This window comes from Streptomyces sp. RFCAC02 (genome assembly GCF_004193175.1).
In the GTDB taxonomy this organism is placed as follows: domain Bacteria; phylum Actinomycetota; class Actinomycetes; order Streptomycetales; family Streptomycetaceae; genus Streptomyces.
On the sequence record NZ_SAUH01000001.1, the window covers coordinates 712,758 to 735,518 of the forward strand.

General features: G+C 73.4%; 26 protein-coding genes. 16 read left to right on the top strand and 10 right to left on the bottom strand.

What is annotated here, in order from left to right:
* Window positions 1-263: 263 nt before the first annotated feature.
* From EMA09_RS03120 to EMA09_RS03130, 3 genes are all read right to left on the bottom strand, one after another.
* Entirely contained in the window at window positions 264-581 is a 318-nt protein-coding gene (locus tag EMA09_RS03120; RefSeq protein ID WP_129838651.1) for a hypothetical protein, read from the bottom strand.
* A complete protein-coding gene (locus tag EMA09_RS03125) occupies window positions 574-963 on the bottom strand; it encodes a hypothetical protein (protein ID WP_129838653.1) in 390 nt (129 codons plus the stop codon). Before EMA09_RS03125 ends, EMA09_RS03120 begins: the two co-directional genes overlap by 8 nt.
* A 115-nt stretch (window positions 964-1,078) precedes the next feature.
* On the bottom strand, window positions 1,079-1,513 hold the full coding sequence (locus tag EMA09_RS03130) for an ATP-binding protein (RefSeq protein ID WP_240796209.1): 435 nt from the start codon (window positions 1,511-1,513) through the stop codon (window positions 1,079-1,081).
* Window positions 1,514-1,744: 231 nt separating this feature from the next.
* Here EMA09_RS03130 and EMA09_RS03135 point away from each other — a divergent pair, with 231 nt between their 5' ends.
* The 3 genes from EMA09_RS03135 to EMA09_RS03145 all read left to right on the top strand — a co-directional run bounded on the left by EMA09_RS03135 (window position 1,745) and on the right by EMA09_RS03145 (window position 3,155).
* Window positions 1,745-2,620 (top strand): helix-turn-helix transcriptional regulator, encoded by an 876-nt coding sequence (locus tag EMA09_RS03135; RefSeq protein WP_129838655.1) that lies wholly within the window; start codon window positions 1,745-1,747, stop codon window positions 2,618-2,620.
* The gene (locus EMA09_RS03140) at window positions 2,617-2,853 is read left to right on the top strand and encodes a DUF397 domain-containing protein (protein ID WP_129838657.1); all 237 of its coding nucleotides are present in this window, start codon (window positions 2,617-2,619) and stop codon (window positions 2,851-2,853) included. Before EMA09_RS03135 ends, EMA09_RS03140 begins: the two co-directional genes overlap by 4 nt.
* 80 nt (window positions 2,854-2,933) lie before the next feature.
* Complete coding sequence (locus EMA09_RS03145) at window positions 2,934-3,155, top strand: DUF397 domain-containing protein (protein ID WP_129838659.1); 222 nt, start codon at window positions 2,934-2,936, stop codon at window positions 3,153-3,155.
* Between the two features lie 56 nt (window positions 3,156-3,211).
* On the opposite strand, the gene EMA09_RS03150 is transcribed toward EMA09_RS03145, so the two are convergent.
* Both EMA09_RS03150 and EMA09_RS03155 read right to left on the bottom strand, forming a co-directional pair.
* Window positions 3,212-4,036: a hypothetical protein gene (locus EMA09_RS03150; RefSeq protein WP_129838661.1), complete on the bottom strand. Its 825-nt coding sequence runs from the start codon at window positions 4,034-4,036 to the stop codon at window positions 3,212-3,214.
* A 74-nt stretch (window positions 4,037-4,110) separates the two neighbouring features.
* Entirely contained in the window at window positions 4,111-4,566 is a 456-nt protein-coding gene (locus EMA09_RS03155; RefSeq protein ID WP_129838663.1) for a MarR family transcriptional regulator, read from the bottom strand.
* Between the two features lie 132 nt (window positions 4,567-4,698).
* On the opposite strand from EMA09_RS03155, the gene EMA09_RS03160 reads away from it, so the two are divergent.
* From EMA09_RS03160 to EMA09_RS03170, 3 genes are all read left to right on the top strand, one after another.
* A complete protein-coding gene (locus EMA09_RS03160; protein WP_129838665.1) occupies window positions 4,699-6,156 on the top strand; it encodes an MFS transporter in 1,458 nt (485 codons plus the stop codon).
* Between the two features lie 193 nt (window positions 6,157-6,349).
* Complete coding sequence (gene msrA, locus EMA09_RS03165) at window positions 6,350-6,853, top strand: peptide-methionine (S)-S-oxide reductase MsrA (protein WP_129838667.1); 504 nt, start codon at window positions 6,350-6,352, stop codon at window positions 6,851-6,853.
* A 94-nt stretch (window positions 6,854-6,947) separates the two neighbouring features.
* A complete protein-coding gene (locus EMA09_RS03170; RefSeq protein WP_129838670.1) occupies window positions 6,948-7,982 on the top strand; it encodes a DNA topoisomerase IB in 1,035 nt (344 codons plus the stop codon).
* 14 nt (window positions 7,983-7,996) lie between these two features.
* On the opposite strand, the gene EMA09_RS03175 is transcribed toward EMA09_RS03170, so the two are convergent.
* Entirely contained in the window at window positions 7,997-9,244 is a 1,248-nt protein-coding gene (locus EMA09_RS03175) for an MFS transporter (RefSeq protein WP_240796210.1), read from the bottom strand.
* Window positions 9,245-9,366: 122 nt separating this feature from the next.
* Between EMA09_RS03175 and EMA09_RS03180 the strand changes: the two genes are divergently transcribed.
* From EMA09_RS03180 to mnhG, 9 genes are all read left to right on the top strand, one after another.
* The gene (locus tag EMA09_RS03180; protein ID WP_206305888.1) at window positions 9,367-10,329 is read left to right on the top strand and encodes a LysR family transcriptional regulator; all 963 of its coding nucleotides are present in this window, start codon (window positions 9,367-9,369) and stop codon (window positions 10,327-10,329) included.
* A 9-nt stretch (window positions 10,330-10,338) separates the two neighbouring features.
* On the top strand, window positions 10,339-10,911 hold the full coding sequence (locus tag EMA09_RS03185; RefSeq protein ID WP_129838674.1) for a hypothetical protein: 573 nt from the start codon (window positions 10,339-10,341) through the stop codon (window positions 10,909-10,911).
* Window positions 10,912-10,961: 50 nt separating this feature from the next.
* A complete protein-coding gene (locus tag EMA09_RS03190; RefSeq protein ID WP_129838676.1) occupies window positions 10,962-11,531 on the top strand; it encodes a GNAT family N-acetyltransferase in 570 nt (189 codons plus the stop codon).
* Between the two features lie 197 nt (window positions 11,532-11,728).
* Window positions 11,729-14,635, top strand: a complete 2,907-nt coding sequence (locus tag EMA09_RS03195) for a Na+/H+ antiporter subunit A (RefSeq protein ID WP_129838678.1) — start codon at window positions 11,729-11,731, stop codon at window positions 14,633-14,635.
* The gene (locus EMA09_RS03200) at window positions 14,632-15,075 is read left to right on the top strand and encodes a Na(+)/H(+) antiporter subunit C (RefSeq protein WP_206305889.1); all 444 of its coding nucleotides are present in this window, start codon (window positions 14,632-14,634) and stop codon (window positions 15,073-15,075) included. Before EMA09_RS03195 ends, EMA09_RS03200 begins: the two co-directional genes overlap by 4 nt.
* Window positions 15,072-16,583: a Na+/H+ antiporter subunit D gene (locus EMA09_RS03205; RefSeq protein ID WP_129838680.1), complete on the top strand. Its 1,512-nt coding sequence runs from the start codon at window positions 15,072-15,074 to the stop codon at window positions 16,581-16,583. Before EMA09_RS03200 ends, EMA09_RS03205 begins: the two co-directional genes overlap by 4 nt.
* Window positions 16,580-17,173, top strand: a complete 594-nt coding sequence (locus EMA09_RS03210; protein WP_129838682.1) for a Na+/H+ antiporter subunit E — start codon at window positions 16,580-16,582, stop codon at window positions 17,171-17,173. Before EMA09_RS03205 ends, EMA09_RS03210 begins: the two co-directional genes overlap by 4 nt.
* Entirely contained in the window at window positions 17,170-17,436 is a 267-nt protein-coding gene (locus EMA09_RS03215) for a monovalent cation/H+ antiporter complex subunit F (protein ID WP_129838684.1), read from the top strand. The genes EMA09_RS03210 and EMA09_RS03215 overlap by 4 nt, the downstream gene beginning before the upstream one ends.
* A complete protein-coding gene (mnhG, locus tag EMA09_RS03220) occupies window positions 17,433-17,831 on the top strand; it encodes a monovalent cation/H(+) antiporter subunit G (protein WP_240796211.1) in 399 nt (132 codons plus the stop codon). The genes EMA09_RS03215 and mnhG overlap by 4 nt, the downstream gene beginning before the upstream one ends.
* A gap of 13 nt (window positions 17,832-17,844) precedes the next feature.
* Here mnhG and EMA09_RS03225 read toward each other — a convergent pair whose 3' ends face one another.
* The 4 genes from EMA09_RS03225 to EMA09_RS03240 are packed head-to-tail and all read right to left on the bottom strand — an operon-like array spanning window position 17,845 to window position 22,066.
* Window positions 17,845-18,612 (bottom strand): DeoR/GlpR family DNA-binding transcription regulator, encoded by a 768-nt coding sequence (locus tag EMA09_RS03225; protein WP_129838686.1) that lies wholly within the window; start codon window positions 18,610-18,612, stop codon window positions 17,845-17,847.
* A 55-nt stretch (window positions 18,613-18,667) separates the two neighbouring features.
* The gene (gene pdxA / locus EMA09_RS03230; protein WP_129838688.1) at window positions 18,668-19,672 is read right to left on the bottom strand and encodes a 4-hydroxythreonine-4-phosphate dehydrogenase PdxA; all 1,005 of its coding nucleotides are present in this window, start codon (window positions 19,670-19,672) and stop codon (window positions 18,668-18,670) included.
* 37 nt (window positions 19,673-19,709) lie between these two features.
* Entirely contained in the window at window positions 19,710-20,993 is a 1,284-nt protein-coding gene (locus EMA09_RS03235; RefSeq protein ID WP_129838690.1) for a four-carbon acid sugar kinase family protein, read from the bottom strand.
* Window positions 20,990-22,066, bottom strand: a complete 1,077-nt coding sequence (locus tag EMA09_RS03240) for a 2-keto-3-deoxygluconate permease (protein ID WP_129838692.1) — start codon at window positions 22,064-22,066, stop codon at window positions 20,990-20,992. Before EMA09_RS03240 ends, EMA09_RS03235 begins: the two co-directional genes overlap by 4 nt.
* Before the next feature lie 233 nt (window positions 22,067-22,299).
* Here EMA09_RS03240 and EMA09_RS03245 point away from each other — a divergent pair, with 233 nt between their 5' ends.
* Window positions 22,300-22,746 (top strand): hypothetical protein, encoded by a 447-nt coding sequence (locus tag EMA09_RS03245; protein ID WP_129838694.1) that lies wholly within the window; start codon window positions 22,300-22,302, stop codon window positions 22,744-22,746.
* Window positions 22,747-22,761: the final 15 nt, after the last annotated feature.

Sequence of the window (22,761 nt, forward strand, 5' to 3'; positions counted from 1 at the left end):
AGATCCTCGGAGAGCATTCGGTACTCGGATAGCCTGGCGTGCACTGATCATCATGCGGCTCGCATCGCGGCGGAAAGTCGCCGAGCTGGCACTTCCTCGTCAGGTCCAGCCAGAGGAAGCGAACCTCCGTGGAAGCGGTTAATACCTCGGTCGAGGACGTCATGGCTACTCCTCCTGTCTCTGTCGTACCGGTGATGGCCCGCCTCGGGCCGGGCTGTTGGTCCGGCCCGAGGCGGGGGTCTGCGGGTGCCGGGGCCTGGCGGCTATGTGTCCCCGGTCGGTTCGTGGTTCGCGGAGGCCCGGTCCAGTGCCGAGAAGACGGCCAGGCCGAGTGTCAGGTCGTCCGCCTCCTGGAGTGACGGGTCGGGTAGCGGCTCGGCCATGTCGTCCATCGCGATCCGGAGTTCCTGGGAGAACCACCACCACGCGCGGTCCACGACGTCGAGTACACGGGCCGTCGTCGCACGTGTGGTCGCCGGTGACGGGCGGGCGACGAGTCCGGCGGCCACTCCGACCGCGAGGAATCCCAACGCTCGCGGCAGCGTTCCGCCACGTGCCCGCCGCTTGCGGCTGTCAGCCATGAGCCCTCCGATCCGCGCGGCGGATACCGGAGATCAGCCGCCACCAGTGCCGCCCGAGGCGGGTCCTCGGGCGGCGGTACGGGCCGCCCGGCCGGTAGCGGAGGCTCTGCGGACACCCCGCCTCCGGGGCTGCGTACAGCGGCACTTCGGCGCCCTTGTCATCGACCGGGAGGAACGAGAGGGCGTGGTTGTACTCCTCGACCGCGCTCTCCAGGGCCTCCAGACATGAACCGCACGCGTAGAGAGGGGCCTGACGCAACGGCGGTCCGGTCGTCGTGATCGTCCCGATGCACAGGACGAGCGCCGTCTCGCCGCAGTAGAACCAGCAGGCCCCGATCACCCACGAGGCCCCCGCCGCCTCGACGGCCGGTGGCAGGCTCATGTGTCCTCCCCCTCGCCGAACGCGCGGACCAGCCGCAGCACCAGGAGCACGCCGGTCAGCCAGGCACCGACGACCAACAGCGCGACGAGGGAACCGATAAGGCAGCCCGCCCGCATCACAGCACCACCTCCTCGACGCCAGCCGCGACGAGGTCCAGTTCGAACCACACGTCCTTGCCGTCGGCCACCGGCCGGCACCCGAAGCCCCGGCACATCTCCCGGAGCATCCAGAGTCCGCGTCCGGATTCGGCGTCCCAGTCGGGCTGCGAGACGACCGGCAGACGGGGCGAGCGGTCGGACAGCAGGACCGTGACCCGGCCACCGTCGAGGACCGCCGACAGTCGGCAACGCGGGTCCCCGACATGCCGGATGACGTTCGCCATCAGCTCGGACAACCCCATGCGGGCGACCTCGACCGTGGCGTCCGAGGCCCCCCAGGACCACAGCACCAGGGCCAACGTCCGCCGCCACGTCTCGATCCCGGAGGCGTGAGTCAGTAACTCCCACGCGAACACCTCGGTGTCCTTCGCGGATTGCGTGATGACGGGCACGAGACACCTCCAGCCGCAAATGGGCACACGGGCAGCACGCTTCGCCGCAACACACAGAGATCGGGCCGTTGCATGGCGTGTGCGGGAACAGCATGGGTCACGTGACTCATCGCGCGCAACCTCGCGTGCCCACACACCACTTCGAAGGGTTCGCCGACACGGTGGGCGACCGCATGAGCGCGGCAGGACGGTACGCTGATCAGACGCCGCAAATGAGCTGTTGAGGGGGCCGTGTCCGTCGACGTCAACACGAACGCGATCTTCGCCATGCGTCATGTCGGCGAGGAGTTGCAGCGTCTCCGGATACGCGCCGGCCTGCGCCAGGAGGACGCGGCGGCGAAGCTGAACGTGTCGCGGTACACCATCAGCAAGATCGAGCGCGGCAGGGCCTTTCCCACCGATCGCCAACTGAGGACCCTGTTCGGCCTCTACGCGGCGAACACCGACGAGCGCGCGGCCATCGAAGCGGAGATCAGTCAGGGCAAGTCATACGGGCGCGCCTGGTGGGAGGAACAGCGCTTCCGCAAGCTGTTCCAGGGCGACTCGTACCGGTACTTCTATGTGGAGGATGCCGCCGAGCGCCTGTCCGTCCACTCCGGCACGTATGTCCCGGGACTGCTCCAGACTCCTGACTACGTCGATGCCATCGCGGCCTTCGGTCAAAAGCAGGAAAGCGCCGAGCGCCGCGACGTTTTCCGCGAAGCGCGTATACGGCGACAGGCCGTCCTGAACGGGAAGAACCCCGTCGTGCTCGATGCGCTGTGCCTGGAGTCCGCCGTCCGGGCCGTTGTCGGCGGCGCGAGCGTGATGCGCGAGCAGCTACAACACCTGGTCACGATGGCTTCTCGCCCCAACATCACTCTAAGGATCATTCCCTACTCCGCCGGCGCTCCGAGCGTATCGAGCGCCGCCTTCACCATCGTCGACTTCCCCGGGGTGGACAACAGCAGCGTTGTCTCTCAGGAGAAGCTCACCGGAGAAACCCTGCACGACGATCCGGCTGAGGTCAGGCAAGTACGGCGCAAGTTCAATGACCTTGCGAGCAATGCACTACCTCGGGACGGCACCATCCAGTTCCTGCAAGCGTTGGAGAAAGAATTCCGATGAACAGCGACAAGGACCAGCTCTACGCGGAACTTCTCGACGGGGACTGGGTGAAGTCCTCGTTCAGCAACGGGAGCGGCAACGACTGTGTGCAGTTGATGGCGCTCAACGGCGGTGTGGCCATGGCAGATTCGAAGGCTCCGGACCTGCCGCCGCACCGGTACACCCGCTCCGAGTTCGCCGCGTTCATCGCGGGCGTCAAGGCCGGAGAGTTCGACCGTTTCATCGAGGAGTGACCGGCCCTCCACGTCGATCGACGCCTCGACCGGCCATCGGGAAAATCGACTCCATCAGCAGGTGACGAGAAGGAGGCTCGATGCATCGTGGCAAGGAGCAGTTCTTCGGGGGACTTCCTGACGAGGGCTGGGCGAAGTCCTCGTTCAGCAATGGCAATGGGGACTGTGTCGAGGTTGCGGACCTCGGCAGCAGGGTCGGGATGCGGGACAGTAAGCAGTCGGACGGTGCGGTAGTGACCGCGTCCGGCGATGGCTGGCTTGCCTTCATCGGCAGTGTGACCACTGGAACGCTGTCGAACTGAGCCACGACACGTGGCGTGCCTCCGTCCACCGCACAGCCGTGGACGGGGGCACGCCGTCACTCCTCGGTCGTCGTCGTGGTTTCTGCCAGGGAGGCCGTGCGCAGGGTCGAGGTGTGGTCCGCCGCCACGTCGAGGGGGATCTCCACCGTGCCGGACGCGTCCTGTCGTTGGAGTGCGGTGAAGCCGACCGTGTAGTCGTCCGCCCAGGCGCAGACCGGTACCTGCACCTGTGACGCGGTCGCCGGGTCGGTCGTCGTCGCGTACTGGCACTTCATCACCGCGTCGCCGATGCCCGCCGGCTGCATGTCCTGCGGATCGCCGACCAGGGTCATGCCCCCGCCGCCGTTCTGCTGCGCGCCGAACGTGAGCAGGCCGGACGCCGCCGCCTCCGGGTCATCGACCGTGCCCCACACACCGAACACCGAAAGGGTCGTGACCTCCCGGCCGTTCAGCTCGGAGAGATCCGTCAGGGAAGCGGCCTCCTCCGGGGTGATGCCCGCGTAGTAGAGGCCCGACGTGCCCTCCGCGTCCTCGATGCCCAGCTCGGCGAGCCGCTGGGGGTCCAGGTCGTCGGCACTCTCCGCCGCCCCGGCGATCCTGAAGTCGCCGCTGGTGACGGGCAGGACCAGCGTGTGGGACTCCCCCGACCCGCCGTCGTCCGAGCCGCCGCCCGAGTCGTTCATCGCGAGGACGGTGAGGGTGGCGATCGCCGCGACGCCCACCACGCCCGCGATCGTCCGGACGGCCTTCTTCCCCCCGCCGCCCCGGCCGCCCTGCTGTCCGTACGGCCCGGGTGCCGGGGGGCCGTAGCCCTGGCCCGGCGCGTTCGGTCCGTACGGGCCGCCCTGCGCGCCCCCGTAACCCGGCTGTCCCTGACTCATCGCGTCCCCTCCGTGCGACGGTTCGCCGCCGCCTCATGATGGTGGCGTCAGCCTAGCGCCGCGCGGGGCGTGGTTCAGGGGCGCGGCCAGGGACGGCCCCCGATGCGTTCGATGTCCGTGTTGAAGCGCCTCAAGTACGCGGCGAACTCGGCGATGTCCTCGTCCGGCCAGTCCTCCATGACCCGGTCCAGGCTGCGGACGCTCCGCTCGCGCTCCTCGTCGAGCAGGCGCTCGCCCGTCTCCGTGATGCGGAACTTGCGCGCCATCCCGCCCTCCGGGTCGGGGATGCGCTCCAGCAGGCCCGAGCGGACGGCCGCCGCCGTCTGCCGGTTCAGGGTCGACACGTCGAGACCGAACGCGCCGCTCAGCTCGCCGATGGTCATCGGCCCCTGGACGCGGACGCGGCTGAGCAGGATGTAGGCGCTGCGTTCCAGCATGGCGCCCTTGCGGTGCTCGCCCATCCGATGCATGTACACGTAGCGCGCGAGCAGCATCTGCTCGTACTCGACCTCGTGCGTGGGCCTCACCATGCGTCTCCTCCCGATCGCCCCTGGCCACGGCGTCCTGCGGGCATCCTTTCACGCACCACACGACATGTGCGCGATACACATCACATGTAGGATGCACAGCCTTGTCCCAGTGCCGTCCAGGAGACCGCCCACATGAATGCCACCCAGCCCACGTCCCGCACCGGGGGCGTGGTCGCCACTCTGGCGCTCGCCGGTATCACGGCCGCGATCATGCAGACGCTGGTCACGCCGCTGATCGCCGAGCTGCCGCAGATCCTCGACACCTCCTCGTCCAACGCCTCCTGGGTCATCACCGCGACGCTGGTGGTGGGCGCCGTGTGCGTGCCCGTGTTCGGCCGGCTCGGGGATCTCGTCGGCAAGCGCCGCATGCTGCTGTTCTGCGCCGTGCCGCTGGTGATCGGTTCCGTGGTGTGCGCGCTCGCCTCGTCGGTCGTGCCGATGATCGTCGGGCGGTGCCTCCAGGGCATGGGCATGGGCATGGTGCCGCTCGGCATCGCCCTGCTGCGCGACGTCGTCCCGCAGGAGAAGCTCAGCTCGTCCATCGCCCTCGTCAGCGCCTCCATGGGCATCGGCGGCGGCCTCGGCCTGCCCATCGCCGCCGCGATCGCGCAGTACGCGGACTGGCGCGTCCTGTTCTGGGGCTCCGCCGCCCTCGCGGTGGCCATCGGCGTCATGATCTGGGCGTTCATCCCCGACGTGCCGCCCGCCGCGAAGGGCCAGCGGTTCGACCTGCCGGGCGCCCTCGGCCTCGGCGCGGGTCTCGTCTGCCTGCTGCTCGCCGTGTCCAAGGGCGGCGACTGGGGCTGGACCTCCGGCACCACGCTCGGCCTGTTCGGCGCGGCCGTCGTGCTGCTGCTCGCGTGGGGCTTCTGGGAGATCCGTACGACCGACCCGCTGATCGACCTGCGCACCACCGCGCGGCCCCGCGTGCTGCTGACGAACGTCGCCTCCGTCTTCGTCGGCTTCGGCATGTACGCCGGCATGCTGATCACACCGCAGTTGCTCCAGTTCCCCGAGGAGACGGGCTACGGCCTGGGCCAGTCGATGCTGGCGGCCGGTCTGTGGATGGCCCCCGGCGGCATCATGATGATGATCGTCTCACCGCTGGGCGGCATGCTCACCAACGCGCGCGGCCCGAAGTTCACCCTCGTCTGCGGCGCGCTCGTCATCGCCGCCGGCTACGGCCTGTCGATGGGGCTCATGGGCACGGCGTGGGGCCTGATGCTCGTCACCATCGTGATCAACAGCGGCGTCGGCCTCGCGTACGGCGCCATGCCCGCGCTGATCATGGGGTCGGTCCCGGTCGCCGAGACGGCAGCCGCCAACGGCTTCAACACCCTGATGCGCTCGCTCGGCACCTCGGTCGGCGCCGCCGTGATCGGCGTGATCCTGTCCCAGATGACGGTCACGATGGGCGGCCACGAGCTGGCGTCGGAGGACGGCTTCCGCACGGGCCTCCTGGTCGGCTGCGGCCTCGCCGTGATCGCCGCCGCGATCGCCGCCGTCATCCCCGCCGCGCGCCGCGCCGCCGGTGCCGGGGCGGCCACCGGGACGGCCCCCGCGCCGAAGGAGCCCGCGCTGGAGGGCTGAGCGCCCGGTCCCGGACCGGCGGCCGGAATCCGTCCGCCGGTCCGGGACCAAAACGGGCACGGATACGGTTCTCACCAGTGACGCCGACGGCGGACGCGGGTCAGTACCGGCCGGTACGCCGCGTACGCCCCGGCCCGGCGGGTACGCCGTGTACCGGCCGATCCGCAGGTGAGAGACAGAGGAGAGGATCACGATGAACGCAGCCACCGAGCGCGCCGTGCTGGCCGGCGGGTGTTTCTGGGGAATGCAGGACCTGATCCGGCGCTTCCCCGGCGTGGTCTCCACCCGTGTCGGCTACTCGGGCGGGGACGTCCCGAACGCCACCTACCGCAACCACGGCACCCACGCCGAGTCGATCGAGATCGTGTTCGACCCGGAGAAGGTGTCGTACCGGGACCTGCTGGAGTTCTTCTTCCAGATCCACGACCCGACGACGGCGAACCGGCAGGGCAACGACGTGGGGACCAGCTACCGGTCCGCGATCTTCTACACGAGCGAGGCGCAGAAGCGGACCGCCGAGGAGACGATCGCCGACGTCGACGCGTCCGGCCGCTGGCCCGGCACCGTCGTGACCGAGGTGTCCCCGGTCGGCGACTTCTGGGAGGCCGAGCCCGAGCACCAGGACTACCTGGAGCGCTACCCCGAGGGCTACACGTGCCACTACGTCCGCCCCGAGTGGACGCTGCCGCGCGGCTGACCCCGGCCGGCGCCGTTTCCCCCCGGGGGCCGCTGGGCACCCGGGGGGTCGTGAACGGACGCGCGGGCAGACCCACGACGCGGGCGGACCGCTGATGCGGCTGCGGCACACACGGCCCACCGACCCGGGCTTCGTACGGAAGCGCCACGGCCGGGGGTTCCGCTACCTCGACACGGACGGCCGCCCGCTGCGGGACACGGCCGCGCTGGAGCGCATCCGCGGCCTCGTCATCCCGCCCGCCTGGCGCGACGTGTGGATCTGCGCGCAGCCGAACGGCCACCTCCAGGCCGTCGGCACCGACGCCGCCGGGCGCCGGCAGTACCTGTACCACGAGCGGTTCCGCGCGGCGCGGGAGAAGGCGAAGCACGAGCACGTCCTGACCGTCGCCGAGGCGCTCCCCCGCATCCGCGACACGGCCGCCGGACACCTCGCGCTGCCCGGGCTGCCGGAGGAACGGGTCCTCGGCACGGCGGCCCGGCTGCTCGACATGGGGTTCTTCCGCGTCGGCAGCGAGCGGTACGCGGACCGCCACAACACCTTCGGCCTGACGACGCTGCGCCGCGACCACGTGCGGTGCGGGCGCGGCCGGGTGACGTTCGCCTACGCGGGCAAGCACGGGCGGCAGCAGGAGCAGGAGGTCGTCGCGCCGGACGTGTGCCGGGCGGTGACGGCGCTGCGCCGGCGGCGCGGCGGGGGCGAGCGGCTGCTCGCGTACGGGTCGTCCCGCGCGGGCTGGCACGACGTGACGGGCGAGGAGCTGAACGCCTACCTGAAGGAGTCGGGCGGCGTGGACGTCACCGCGAAGGACTTCAGGACGTGGCACGGGACGGTCCTCGCGTCCGTCGGGCTCGCGGTGTCGCGGAACGCCGCGCGGACCGAGGCGGCGCGCAGACGGGCCGTGGCGCGCGCCGTGCGGGAGGTGGCCGACTACCTGGGGAACACGCCGGCGGTGTGCCGCGCCTCGTACATCAACCCGCGGGTCATCGAACTGTACGAGGAGGGCGTCACCGTCGAACCGGTGCTCCAGCGGCTCGGCGTGGACGCGGCCACGGGGATGCCGGCGACGCAGGGTCCGGTCGAGGACGCGGTCCTGACGATGCTGCGGACCGGCCGTCCCCCGCGCCGCTGACCGCATCCGGCGCGTCACGCCGCCCGGACGGGCTCGGACGGTGCGGCGGGCTCGGACGCTGCCAGGAGCGCGCGCCCGGGGAGCAGGAGCGGGGTGGCGAGCAGCAGGACACCGGCGGCGGCGAGCGCGGTACGAGGGCCGGTGAGCGAGGCGAGGACCCCCCAGACCGCCGTGAGGGCGGCCTGCGTGAGGCGGCTGCTGACGCTCCACGCGGTGAGGATCCGCGCGGCCCGGTCCGTGGGGGTGCGGCGCAGGCGTTCCGTGGCGTGGACCGGGTTGAAGACGCCCATGCAGGTGATGAGCAGGGCTTCGACGGCGATGACGGTGACGACCCCCGTGACGCCGGGGCCGGTGAACGCGAGACCGAGCGGGAACAGCGAGCGGAGCCATCCGGAGACGGTCATGACGCGGTGGCTGCCGTGGCGCCGTACGAGGGGCGCGGAGAGGCGCGCGCCGAGGAAACCGCCGAGCGCGGGCACGCCGAAGGCCAGACCGTACTGCCACGCCGGGACGCCGTACTGGTCGAGGAGGAGGACGGTCAGGACCGGGACGCCGGCCGTGATCAGGCCGCTGACCAGGATGGAGTTCAGGAAGAGGCGCCGCAGGACGGGATGCCGGAGGATGAACCGCCAGCCGTGCAGGAGACCCGCGGCGCGTGCCCCGGCGGCCGGGCGGCGGGCCGTGGCGACGTCCCCGCCGCGGATGCGGGAGACCGCGAGCGCGGACAGCAGGTAGCTGACGGAGTCGGCCAGGACGGTGACGACCGGGCCGAGCAGGCCGATGAGCGCGCCGCCCAGCGGCGGGCCGGCGGCGGTCGCCACCCAGCTCGTGCCCTCGAACCTGCCGTTCGCGGCGAGCAGACGGTCCGCCGGCACGAGGTGCTTCAGGTACGCGCCGGACGCGGCGGTGAAGGCGATCCCGGCGGTGCCCGAGACGACCGAGACGGCCAGCAGGTGGCCGTACGTCAGCACGCCGAGCCCGTACGCGGCCGGGACGCTCGCCATCGCGAGGAACCGCAGCAGATCGGTGGCGATCATCACCGGACGCTTGGCCCGGTGCTCGACCCACGGCCCGAGGGGCACCGCGACGACCGCCGCGACGGCGAGCCCGGCCGCGCCGAGGAGCGAGACCGCGAACGCCGACGAGTGCAGCACGCGGACGGCGATCAGCGGGAACGCCCCGAAGGCGATCCACGTGCCGTACGTGCTGACGGCGTGGGCCGACCACAGCAGACCGAAACCGGGAACGGATCTCTCGCGCACGGGACTCCTCGGGGACAACCGGTGTTTGGGTGCCCGCATCACACCGAGCGGTGGACCTGCGGATCAAACAACCGTTCCCGGGCGAGCCACAACGAACGGTTGGGCACCCGTACGCTGGGGCGGTGGATACCGAGGCGGTGCGGTCGTTCGTCAGAGCGGCCGAGCTGGGGCAGGTGCGGCACGCGGCGGACGAGCTGGGGGTGAGCCAGCAGGCGGTCTCCAAGCGGATCGCCGCCCTGGAGCGGGCGCTCGGGGTGCGCCTGTTCGTCCGTACGCCGCGGGGGGTCGAGCTGACGCTCGACGGCCAGGCGTTCCTGCCGCACGCGCGGACCATCGTGACGGGCGCCGACCGCGCCGTCGCCGCCGTGCGGCCCGGCTCGCGCGCCCTGCGCATCGACGTCCTCGGGCTGCGGTCCGCGCAGGCCGTCGTCCTGCACGAGTACTGGCGGTCCCGCCCCGGGACCGAACTCGACGTGGTGACCCTCAGGTCCGACGATCCGCAGGACGCGGTCGCCGCCGTCCGGGCCGGCGAGGTCGACGCCTCGTTCCGCGCCGTCACGGAACCGGCCGCGCTGCCGCCGGACGTACGGATGGTCCACGTCCTCGACTCCGCCCTCGAACTCCTCGTCGGCCCCCGGCATCCGCTGGCCTCCGCGCGGACGCTGACGCCGGACCGGCTGCGCGGGCACCGCATCTGGGTGCCCGGCATCGCGCCGCGCACGGAGTGGGGGGAGTTCTACGACCAGCTCGCCACCGCGTTCGGCCTCCGCGTCGACGGCACGGGGCCGAACTTCGGCAACGAGGTGCTCCTCGACGCCCTCGCCGACTCCGCCGGCCTCGCGACGCTCGTCGGCGCGCGCGACCGCTACCTGTGGCCGGCCGGCCACGACCTGCGGCGCATCCCGATCGCCGGCCCGGCGCTCGCCTACCCGCTCTTCCTGATCCTCCCCCGGACGGGTCCGCACCCGGGCCTGCGGGCGGTGATCCGCCACTTCCGGAGCCTGGCGCCGCTCCCCGGGCCGGTGTGGCGCCCGTCCTGGGCGAGGCGCCGCAGCACCAACCCCCCTGTCGGCGACCCCCGTTAGAGTCGCACCGTGGATGCTTCGACGAGTTCCCTCGTGGTCGCCGTCGTCGGCGTGGTGGGCACGCTGGTGTCCGGGACCCTCGCGCACCGCGGTGCGCTGCGGTCCAAACGGCTCGAACTCGACCACCTGCTCAGGGAGCGCCGCGAGGAGCGCGGCGCCGTGGAGCGGCGCGAGAACCTGGAGGCGCGCCGCGCGTCGTACGTGGTGCTGAACCAGAGCCTGCGCCAACTGCACGGCGCCCTGTGGAGCTGGATGCGGGATCTTGAGGCCGGGCGCGGGGGTGACGGCCCGCCGCCGGAGGTGACGGAGGCCGACCATGCCGTCCGCGACGCGTACGCCGAGGCGCAGATGGTCGCGTCGGACGAGGTCCTGGCGGCGGCGTCGGACGTCTGGTGGCTCATGCGGAGCGCCCGTGAACAGGCGGGCGCGGCGGAGAAGATACGGGAGCTGCTGGAGCGTGCCTCCGGGGGCTTGTACACCGCACGGCAGACGATGCGCCATGATCTCGGGATCACGGCACTGCCCGTCGAGCGGCCGGAGGGCTACGGGCAGGCGGCCGACGCCGCCGCCGGGTCGTCCTGACTGTCCTCCGGAAGCCGCATGTGTACGGGACGGCGGCCTAACATCGGCGCATGACACCCCCCGCGTCGCCTGACCTCGACGGGCAGGGAATCCCCGCCGTTTCGTTGTGCGAGTTGGATCTGGCCGAGGACGCGACCGCGGCGGCTGTGCATCGCATCGGGCGCCGCGCCTACGCGGTCGAGGCCGGACTGATCGGCTTCGACGGAATCCCCGCCCTGCGGGAGAGCGTGGCGGAGCTGCGGGGCCGGCCGTTGCGCTGGCTCGGAGCGATGACGGACGGCGGACGGATCGCCGCCTTCGTCGCCTGGCGGAGCCTCGACGGAGGGGCGGTCATCGATATCGACCGCGTCTGCGTGGATCCCGCGTGGTTTCGCCGCGGCTTGGCGTCACGCTTGATCGGCCACCTGCTGGCCGACCTGGCTCCGCGCGGTGACGTCCGGGTGAGTACGGGTACGGACAACCATCCGGCCGTCGCGCTCTATCAGAGTCTCGGCTTTTCCCGCATCGGTACCGGTGAGCCTGTCCCCGGGCTGCGTATGGCGCACTTCGCACTGACGCGGGACCGCCCCCGGCATCCCGATCGCCGGGCACCACGACCAGGGCCACCGGACGGACAGTGAGACGACCGCCTCCTCGGTGGGGGTGCGGAAGGTGATCCGGGGCATGGGCGTGGTGGCGCCCGGGCGCGCCGGGGGGCCAGGGTTGTCCCGCCCCGCGCGTCGCGTCTGAGATGGTTTCAGCGCAATGGCCCTGTTTGCGCTCCTCCGTCGGGGGAAACCAAGCCTGCGGCCCGACGGACGCGTGAGGGAGCGGCGGCATGCTGGTGCTGGTGGTCGCCCACCTCGTGTGCGCCCTCGTCGTCCCCCTCCTCCCCGCGCGGACCGGGCGCGCCGTCTGGGTGATCGCCGCCGTCCCCCCGCTGGCCGCCTTCTGGTGGGCGCTGGCCTGGGCGCGGCGGGTGCTGGACGGGCGGCGGCTCACCGAGAGCGTCCCGTGGGCGCCGGAGCTGGGGCTGCGGCTCGACTTCCGGCTCGACGTCCTCGGGCTGCTGCTGGTACTGGTCGTCAGCGGCATCGGGGTGCTGGTGATCGCCTACAGCGCGGCGTACGGCGCCTCGTACACGGCGGCCGACCGGGGACGCGAGGCGGGGCTCCTCGTCGGGTTCGCCGGACTGATGCTGGGCCTCGTGACGGCGGACAACCTGTTCCTGCTGTACGCCTTCTGGGAGCTGACGACGGTCGCGTCGTTCCTGCTGATCGCGGGGCGCAGGCCGTCGACCGAGCGGCGGCGGGCGGCGGAGCAGTCGCTGCTGACGACGATCGCGGGCGGCCTCGCAATGCTGCTCGGGCTCGTGATGCTCGGCGGGGCCGCCGGGACGTACCGGCTGTCGGAGCTGCTGGCCGATCCGCCGCACGGCGGGGCCGTCGTCACGGCGGCGCTCGTGCTGATCCTGGTGGGGGCGTTCACCAAGTCGGCGCAGTACCCGTTCCACTCGTGGCTGCCGGCGGCGATGGTGGCGCCGACGCCGGTGAGCGCGTACCTGCACGCCGCCGCGATGGTGAAGGCGGGCGTGTACCTGGTGGCGCGGCTCGCGCCGGGGTTCGCCGACGAGCCGGTGTGGCGGCCGCTCGTGCTGGGCGTCGGGCTGGCGAGCATGGTGCTCGGCGCGTGGCACGCGCTGCGCGAGAACGACCTGAAGCGGGTGCTCGCGTTCGCGACGGTCAGTGAACTGGGCATGCTGATCGCCCTGTTCGGCGCCGGGACGCGGACGGCGGTGCTGGGCGGCGCGGTGATGCTCCTGGCGCACGCCCTGTTCAAGTCGTGCATGTTCATGGTGACGGGGCTGATCGACCACGCGGCGGGGACACGGGACCTGCGGCGCCTGTCGGGGCTCGGACGGCGCATGCCGCTGGTGTGCGCGGTGGGGGTGCTCGCGGCCGCATCGACGGCGGGCCTGCCGCCGCTGATCGGGTACGTCGGCGAGGACGCCGGGTTCGACGGCTACCTGAACGACGCGCTGCCGGGCGGGGCGTGGGCGCTCGCCGCGTTCTTCACCGGCTCGGTGCTGACCGTGGGGCTGGCCGCGCGGTGGGTGTGGGGGGCGTTCGCGCGGAAGACGGGCGCCCCCGGGGACACACCGCTCGGCGCCGTGTCCCCCGGGCTGGTGTGGCCGGCGGCCGTGCCGAGCGCGCTCGGACTCGTCCTCGGCGTGTGGACCCCGCTGACGGACGCGCTGACGGCGCCGTGGGGGGACGAGTTCCCGGCGGACGGCCACAAGCCGTACCACGTGTCGCTGTGGCACGGCGTCTCGTTCACGCTCTTCCTGGCGCTGTTCACGTTCGTCCTCGGGGCGGGACTGCATGTCGCGCGCGACCGGGTCATCGCCGCGCAGCGCCGGCTGCCGCGCGTGCCCGACGGCCAGTACGCGTACCGGCGGACGGTGCGCGCAGTCGTGGCGGCGGCCGTCCACGTGACGCGCGTGACGCAGGTCGGCTCGCTGCCGACGTACCTGGCCGCCGTGCTCGGCACGGTGGTGGTCCTGTCCGCAGGGGCGCTGTGCATCGGCGCCTCGCCGGTGGGGCACGTGCCGCTGTGGCAGTCGGTCGCCGAGGTGCCGCCCGCGCTGGTCGTCCTGGCGACCGCCGTGGCCGTGACGGTCGTGCACCAGCGGCTCGCCGCCGTCCTGCTGACGGGCGCCGTCGGCTACGGCGTGGCGGTGCTGTTCGTGGTGCGCGGGGCGCCGGACCTGGCGCTGACGCAGTTCCTCGTCGAGACGCTGACGCTGGTCGTCACCGCGCTCGTGCTGCGGCGGCTGCCCGCGCGGTTCACGCCGGAGCGGCAGCCGGCGGCCGGGCGCTGGGTGCGCGGCGTCATCGCGGTCGCGATCGGCGCGGTCGTGGCGGCGCTCGCGCTGGTCGCCACCCACGCCAGGGACCCGGCCGCCCGGCGCCCCGACTACCTGGCGCGCGTCGGCGAGACCGGCGGGGAGAACGTCGTCAACGCGATCATCGTGGACTTCCGGGCGTTCGACACCCTCGGCGAGATCTCCGTGCTGATGATCACCACGGTGGGCGTCCTCAGCCTGGTGCGGGTGTGGGGCGGCGCCGAGGCGGAGCCCGGCGCGCGCGAGCCGGTCGCGGGTCCCGCGCACCCGCCGCCCCCCGTGCGTGACGCGGCGGCCGTGCCGGAACGGTCGCCCGCGACACGCTGGGACGCTCCGAAGGAACGCTGGCTCCCGGGCGCGGGCGAACGGCCCGACACGGAACGCTCGGTCCTGATGGAGGTGGTGACCCGCGCGCTGTTCACCTCGGTCGTCGTCCTGTCGCTGTTCCTGCTGTTCTCCGGGCACTACGGTCCCGGCGGCGGCTTCGCCGGGGGCCTGGTGGCCGGGCAGGCGTTCCTGCTGCGCTACCTCGTCGGCGGGCGCGCGGACCTGGGGCTCGCCGCGCCCGCCGACCCCAACCGCATCACGGGCGGCGGCCTCGCCGTGGCGGCCGTCGTCGCCCTCGTCCCCCTCGTCGCCGGGCACCCGCCGCTGACGTCGGCGGTGTGGCACGTGACGCTGCCGGTGCTCGGCGAGGTGCACGGCAGCACCAGCCTGTTCTTCGACATCGGCGTGTACCTGCTCGTCGTGGGCGTGATCCTGAAACTGCTGAGCGCCGTGAGCACCGTGCGGGACGCCACCGCGCCGCCCGCCGCGGCCGAGGAGGGCGGCACCGCGTGAGAACCCTCGACGTGACGATGGCGCTGGTGGTCGGCGGCCTGTTCGCCACCGGCGTGCACCTGCTGCTCCAGCGGTCGCTGATGCGGACCCTGCTGGGCTTCATCCTCCTCGGGCACGGCACGAACCTGCTCCTGCTGGTGGCGGGCGGCGCGCCCGGCGACCCGCCCGTCGTGCGCGCCGGGGACGAGGCGGACGGCGACCGGTTCGCCGACCCCCTGCCGCAGGCCATGGCGCTGACGGCGATCGTCATCACCTTCGGCGTCACGACGTTCCTCCTCGCCCTCGCCTACCGGTCGTGGCGGCTGTCCGGGCACGACGAGGTGCGCGACGACATCGAGGACCGGCGCATCGGCACGGTCGGCGAACGCGCCGACGCCGAGCCCGCCACCCTGCCGCCCGACGACGACCGGCCCGCAGGCCGGGACGGAGGCGCCGGATGACGGACTGGCTCGTCACGCTGCCCGTGCTGCTGCCGCTGCTCGCCGCCGGCGTGTCCCTCGGGCTCGCCCACCGCGCCCTGGCCCAGCGGCTGCTGACGGTCGTCGTGCTGACGGCCGTCCTCGCGGACGCCGTGACGCTGCTGCTGCGCGTGGACGCCGACGGCACGGCGGTGGTCCGGGCCGGCGGCTGGGCGCCGCCGGTCGGGATCGTGCTGGTCGCCGACCTGCTGGCGGCGCTGCTGCTCACCGTGTCGGTGCTGGTGGCGCTCGCGGTGCTGGTGTTCGCGGTGGGGCAGGGCACGGCGGGCGACTCGTCCGAGACGGCGGTGCCGTTCCACCCCGCGTACCTGCTGCTGGTGGCGGGGATCGCGCTCGCGTTCCTGTCGGGCGACCTGTTCAACCTGTTCGTGGCGTTCGAGGTGATGCTCGCCTCGTCGTACGTCCTCATCACGCTGAACGCGGGCGAGGCGCGGGTGCGCGCCGGGATGACGTACCTGATGACGAGCCTCACCTCGTCGCTGCTGTTCCTCACGGCGATCGCGCTCGTGTACGCGGCGACGGGCACCGTGAGCCTCGCGCAGCTCGCGGACCGCACGGCCGGCCTGCCCGGCGGGGTGCGGACGGCGCTGGCCGCGTTCCTGCTGGTCGTCTTCGGGATCAAGGCGGCCGTCGTACCGCTGCACTTCTGGCTGCCGGACGCCTACCCGACGGCACCCGCGCCGATCACCGCAGTGTTCGCGGCGCTGCTGACGAAGGTCGGCGTGTACGCGATGCTGCGCACGCAGACGCTCCTCTTCCCCCGCGACCAGGTGTGGTGGCTGCTCGCGGTGGCGGCCGTCGCGACGATGCTGGTCGGCATCCTCGGCGCCATCGCGCAGGACAACGTGAACCGTCTGCTGTCGTTCACGCTGGTCAGCCACATCGGGTTCATGCTGTTCGGGCTGGCCCTGTCGGACGCGGCCGGGCTCGGCGGGACGATCCTCTACGTCGTCCACCACATCGTCGTGCAGGCGTCGCTGTTCCTCGTCGTCGGGCTCGTCGTCGCGCGGACCGGCACGGTGAAGCTGCACCGGATGGAGGGCGAGGACGGCGCGGGGGGCGGCTCGCCGCTGATGACCGTGCTGTTCCTGCTGCCCGCGCTGTCGCTGGCGGGGCTGCCGCCGTTCTCCGGCTTCATCGCGAAGTTCGCGCTGCTGCGGGCCGGCGCGGCGGACGGCGGGGCCGCCGGCTGGCTGCTGAGCGGCGCGGCACTCGTCACGAGCCTGCTCACCCTGTACGCCATGGTGCGGGTGTGGCGCGCGGTGTCCGCCCCGGCGGCGCGGCCCGCGACGGTGGTGGGCGCCGGGGCGCGGACCCTGACGGTGGGCGCGAGCGCCGGGATGGTGGCGGCCGGCCTCGCGATCGCCGTGTGCGCCGGGCCGCTGTCGGACGTCACCGAGCGGGCCGCGCGCGACCTGGACCGGCCGGACACCTACCGGCGGGCCGTGACGCTGGAGGAGCCGGGATGACGGGCCGTCCGGGCCGGGTGCTGCGCCGACTGCCGGTCCTGCTGTGGCTGCTGGTGCTGTGGGTCGTGCTGTGGGCGTCGCTGAGCTGGGTCGTGGTGCTGGGCGGCCTGGTGGTGGGCGCGGTGGCCGTGGCGGCCTTCCCGATGCCCGAGGTGGGCTCCCGGGCACGGCCGCGCCCGCTGCGGCTGCTGCAGTTGGCCGCGCGGATGCCCGGCGACCTGGTCGTGTCGGCCGTACGCGTGGGGTGGGCCGCCGTGCGGCAGGGGCCGCGCGTGCCGGCGGCGGTCGTCGAGGTGCCGCTCGCCTCCGACAGCGACCTCCTCGTCACGGCGACGGCGGTGCTGACGACCGTGTCGCCCGGCAGCCTGGTGCTGGAGATCGACCGGGCGCGCGGGCAGCTCTACGTGCACGTCCTGCCGGTCGCCGGGCCGCGCGCGGTCGAGGACGGCCGCCGGATGGTCAGGGCGAACGAGCGCGCCGTCGTCCTGGCCCTCGGCCCGCGCTCCGAGGTGCGCGCGGTCGCACGCGCCCTGCACGCCGAACGGGAACGCCGCGGTTCCCGGGGAACGAACCGGGAGGGAAGCCCGTGACCGCCGTCTACGCCGTCGCGCTGGCGCTGGTGTCCGTGGCCGCCGTGCTCACGGTCGTCCGGCTGCTGCGCGGACCGAGCACGCTGGACCGCATCGTCGCCCTGGACGTCCTGGTGACGCTGATCGTCACCGGCGTCGCCATCGACGTGGCGGCGCGCGGCGACCTGGCGGCCGTGCCGCTGCTGCTGGTCCTCGCGCTGCTCGGCTTCATCGGGTCGATCACGGCGGCGCACCTCGTCGAGCAGCGGGAGGACCTGCGGTGAGCACGCTGCTGGACGTCCTCACCGGGGTCCTCGCCATCGTCGGCGCGCTGTTCTGCGTCCTGGCGGCGGTGGGCGTGCTGCGGTTCCCCGACCCGATCAGCCGCCTGCACGCGGCGGCCAAGGCGCAGACCCTCGGGGTGCTGCTCGTACTGCTCGGCGTCGCGCTCCAGACACCCGTCAAGGAGGCGGTCGTCCTGGCGCTGGTCGTGCTGTTCCAGCTCGTGACGGTGCCCGTGCTGGGGCAGGTGGTGGGGCGTACGGCCTACCGCACGGGCGTCGTACGGCGGGCGTCGCTCACGGTGGACGAGCTGGCCGGCCGGCTGGAGGCCGACGCGGCGGACGAACGGGAGCGGGGCACGGCCGGCCGGCCGCCGGGCGCGGGGCCGCCCCGGTGACACCGGCGGCGCGTCAGATGGCGGCCGTCTCCACCGTGCACAGCGGGTCGGCGTGGAACGGCGCGAGCTGCTCGTCGGTCGCACCGGCGTCCGTGACGAGGGTCCAGGGCCGGTCGAACGTCGCCCACCAGTGGGAGTTCTCACGGCCGAGCTTCCCCGCGTCCGCGAGGACGTACAGCTCGCGGGAGCGGTCGATCATGAGCTGCTTGAGCGCCGTCTGCTCCGGCCTGGCCTCGCAGATGCCCCGGCCGGCCACCACCCCGTCCGCGCCGAGGAACGCCGCGTCGGCGGTGAGGCGCGACACGGCCGCCTCGGCGAGCGGGCCGACCATGCCGAGGCTGAGGGGCCGCACGGTGCCGCCGAGGACGACCAGCTCGATGCCGGGCACACCGGCCAGGATGTTGATCGACGTGAGGCCGGGTGTCGCGACCGTCAGGCCGCCGCGGGCGGCGAGCCGGCCGGCCAGGGCGCCGACCGTCGTGCCCGCGTCCAGGAGGACCAGGCCGCAGCCGGCCGCGTGCCGGTCGGCTGCGCGGGCGATGGCGGCCTTCTCGGGGCCGGCGAGGTGCTCCCGCTCCTGCAGCGGCTGCTCCTCCTGCGGCCCCGGGGACACCGCGCCGCCGTAGGTGCGGACGATCTGCCCGTCCCGGGAGAGACGGCCCAGGTCGCGGCGGATCGTCGACTCGGAGACGCCGTAGCGCTCCGCCAGTTCGGCGACCGCGATGGGCCGCACCTGCAGCAGGTCCCGGATCTCGCCGCGCCTGGCCGCCCCGCTCAGCATGCTGTGCCACCTCTCCCCTGGCGCCGCCCGCCGGGCGGCGCCGTCGTCGTGCCGGTCACGCCGCGGCGTCGCCGCCCGGCGCCAGTTCGACGGCCTGCCGCAGCGCCTCGACCATGCTGGCCTCGTCGGCGCGGCCGGTGCCGGCGATGTCGAAGGCCGTGCCGTGGTCCACGCTGGTGCGGATCACGGGGAGGCCGACGGTGATGTTCACGCCCGCGTCGAGGCCGAGGACCTTCACCGGGCCGTGGCCCTGGTCGTGGTACATGGCGACGACGAGGTCGAAGTCGCCGCGCACGGCGCGGAAGAACACCGTGTCGGCGGGCAGCGGGCCGCGGGCGTCGATGCCGTCGGCGCGCACCGCCTCGACGCCGGGCACCACCTTGGACTCCTCCTCGCCGTGGCCGAACAGGCCGTTCTCACCGGCGTGGGGGTTGATGCCGCACACGGCGATGCGCGGGTTCGCGATCCCGGCGGCGGTGAGGGTGGCGTGGCCGCGGCGGATCGTGCGCTCCACGAGGCCCGGCTCGATGCGGGCGACGGCGTCGACGAGGCCGATGTGCGTCGTCACGTGGATGACGCGCAGCTTGGGCGCGGACAGCAGCATCGACACCTCCTCGGTGCCGGTGAGCTTGGCCAGCAGCTCGGTGTGGCCGGGGAACTTGTGCCCGGCGGCGTGCAGGGCCTCCTTGTTGAGGGGGGCCGTGCAGATGGCGGCGACGCGGCCCTCGGAGGCGAGGCGCGTGGCGACCTCTATGTAGCGGTAGGCGCCCTCGCCCGCGACCGGGGACAGGGTGCCGAACGGCAGGTCGGCGGGGATGTTGCCGAGGTCGACGCAGTCGATGGTGCCGGGCTGCCAGGCGGCCTGCTCCGGGCCTTCGACGGGGTTCACGGTCAGGCTGACGCCGGAGATCTCGATGGCGCGGCGCAGCCGGGCCGCGTCGCCCACCACGAGCGGGCGGAACGGCAGCCGGGCCGCGTCACCGGCCAGGGCCTTGACGACGACCTCGGGACCGACGCCCGCGGCGTCTCCCATGGTGATGGCGACTACGGGATGGGACATGGTGCCAGCTTTCCTGAGAAGTGACGGGGAGGACAAATCAGTGGGCGGAGGACGCCGTTGGGGCGTCGTCCGGGCGGCCGGGGGCGGCCGGGGCGCCGGGCAGCGCGCCGACGACGCGCAGCAGGGTGCCCGCGTCGCCGAACGCGCCGGCCTTGGTGATGACGGGCAGCCCGTCGTGGGTGCGCATCAGGACGACGCCGGGTTCGGCCTCGCCGTGGACGGTGAGGCTGTGCACGCCGGCGGCGAGGAGGACGGCGCGGGCCGTCTCGCCGCCGGTGACGAGCAGGGTCCCGGCCGCGTGGAGCGCGGGGCGGACCGCGCGGGCCACCCCGGCGGCGATGTCGGCGGCGCGGTCGGGGCGCACCGGCTCGTCCGGGTCGGGGAAGACGACGGCGTGCCGGCCGGCGAGCAGGGCCTCGGTGACGGCGGCCGTGACGGCGGCGGTCGCGTCGCCGGCGTCCGGGTCCGTGAGGGGCACGGGCACGGCCGCCGCGGGCAGGCCGGTGACCAGGGCGTCGCGCTGGGCGCGGGCGAGGTCGCTGCGGCTGCCGACGCAGACGAGGGCCGGGCGGCGGGCGCCGCCGGGGGCGGCCTCCGCCGTGTCCGGGCCGGTGTTGTGCGCCGTCATGGCGGCGGGCGCGGCGGGGAAGCCGGTGAGCCGGTGGGCGAGACCGCCGGAGCCGACCAGCAGCACCGGCAGGTCGGCGCAGGCCCGTACCGTCGCGGCCAGGTCGTCGTCGGTCTCGGCGTCCACGACGACGGCGTCCGTGCCGGCGTCGATGGCGGCCGTGAGGGCGCGGACGGCGGCCCCGGCGGTGCGCAGTGCGGCGAGCGGCAGCGCGGTGACCGTGAGGCCGGCCGCCGTGAGCTGGCCGGCGAGGGGCCGCCGGCCGGGGTGGCGGTCCTCGACGGGCTGCCCGTCGATCAGGACCCGCCCGTCCCGGACGGTACGGCCCGTCGCGGGGAAAGCGGGGGCGACGACGGCCAGGTGGCGGCGGCCCGTGCGGCGGGCGAGGGCGGTGAGGCAGCCCGCGGTCTCGGGGCCGATGTTGCCGCGCAGGGTGGAGTCGATCTTCTTGTAGACGAGGGTGCCGGGTCCCGCGCGGTCGACGACCGCGGCGGCCAGCCGTTCCGCCGCCTCGGCGGGCAGGTAGCGGCTGTCGGCGTCCACGGCCACCACGGTGCTGTCGGGCCAGGGCGCGGTGGCGTCCAGGACGACGGTGGTGGCGGCGCGGTCGGCGAGCGCCACGGCGCTGTCGGCCGCTCCCGAGAGGTCGTCCGCGATGATCAGGACGGCGGGGGACGCTGCGGGGGCGGTCATGCGCGCTCACTCCCGTGCGCGGCGGTCCGCGGGGTGCCGGGCGCCGGCTTCGGGGCGGGCGCGGCTCCGCCGTCGCCGGCCGCCGGCGCGGTCGCGGTGTCCGCCGGGTACTCGTCGGGGTGGCGGCGCTGGAGCCGCTTGTAGTAGGCGAGGGTGACGACCGGCACGAGCAGCGACGTGACGACGACGGCGGCGGCGACGAGGACGGTCGCCTTCTCGGCCGCCTCCTCGTAGACGGGGTTGGCCGCGGCGACCAGGGCCGGGACGGCGGCGGCGTTGCCCGCCGTGCTGGCGGCGGCGAGGCCGGCGAGTCCGCTGCCGCCGACGAGGCGGTCGGCCGTGAACAGGGTCGTGCCGCTCACGAGCAGGACGAACAGGCCGAGCCCGATGCCGAGCAGACCGGCGGTCCAGACGGTCTCCAGGTCGATGCCGGTGCCGAGCGCGAACCCGAAGAACGGGATGCACACGGGGACGGCGGGGGCCAGGAACCGGCGCATGTCGGGGTCGAGGTTGCCGAGGATCATGCCGATCAGGAGGGGCAGGATCGCGCCGAGCATCGTCTGCCACGGGAACGAGGAGAGACCGGCGACGCCCAGGGTCACCATGGTGAGGAACGGCCCGGACTCCAGGCTCATCAGGGAGTACGCGGCGGCGTCCTTGGAGCGGCCGAACTGGCCCATCAGCGCCATGTAGAGGCCGCCGTTGGTGTCGTTCAGCGCGGCGACGACGGCGAGGGTGGAGATGCCGGCGAACGCGCCGCCGTCCACCGGGGTCTCGCCGATGAAGTGCCCCAGCACGACGCCGACGACGATCGCGATGACCGCCTTCGTGACGAGGAGCACGCCGCCCTTCTTCAGGATGTAGGGCGTCGTGCGGACATCGATCGTGGCGCCCATGCACACGTAGAACACGGCCAGGATCGTCAGCGAGCCCGAGAACAGCGCTCCGGTGAACGAGCCGAAGAACTCGCCCGTCCCCGAGTGCGCGGTATTGATCACCGCACCGAGGAGGAGCGGTACCAGCATCATCCCGCCGGGAACGCGCTCCACGGTTGCCTTGATCGGAATCGACATGGTGTGCGGCCTGCCTTCCATCCACTTCTTCGTAGACCGGCCCTCACGAGTCGGCACGCGGGCGACCCTACGACTGCATGCGCGTTTCGCGCAAGCTGCGCACTTCGCGCACTCGGGGTGGGCGGGACGTCCGGTTTCGGTCACATGGTCGCTCGGGTGGTTTGCACCGTTCCAGCGCGTTCACCCGATGTGGGAGCACGGAAACACACCGCAGCCGGACCGAGGAGGACGACATGGCTGTGCGCTGGGACAAGGAACGGGTGCGCGAGCAGGCCGCCGAGGAGATCGCACGGAGCGACCCGGGCGAACGGCCGCTCGTCACGTTCCACGCGATCGGCGCCTCGCGCCCGCCGGGCACGCGCTCACGACTGCTGTCCGGCGTCGTCGGGACGCTGCGCCGGACCCTGTCCAAGGACTGCTTCGTCTCCCTGACGGAACGGACCGTCGTCATCCACGCGACCGGCGGATTCCGCTACCCCGGGCCGCGCACCCGCGTCCACACACTGCTCCGCACCGACCACGGCACGCTCGTGGAGGAGGCCGGCAGGGGACGGCTGTACAGCCACGTGCGGCTCGCGCTGCCGTACGGGGAGGGATCGCTGGAGTGCCAGGTCGCGCACTACTGGCAGCCGGAACTCGACCGCTTCGTCGAGGAACTCACGGGCGCGCCCGTCCGCTGAGCCCCGCGCCCTGAC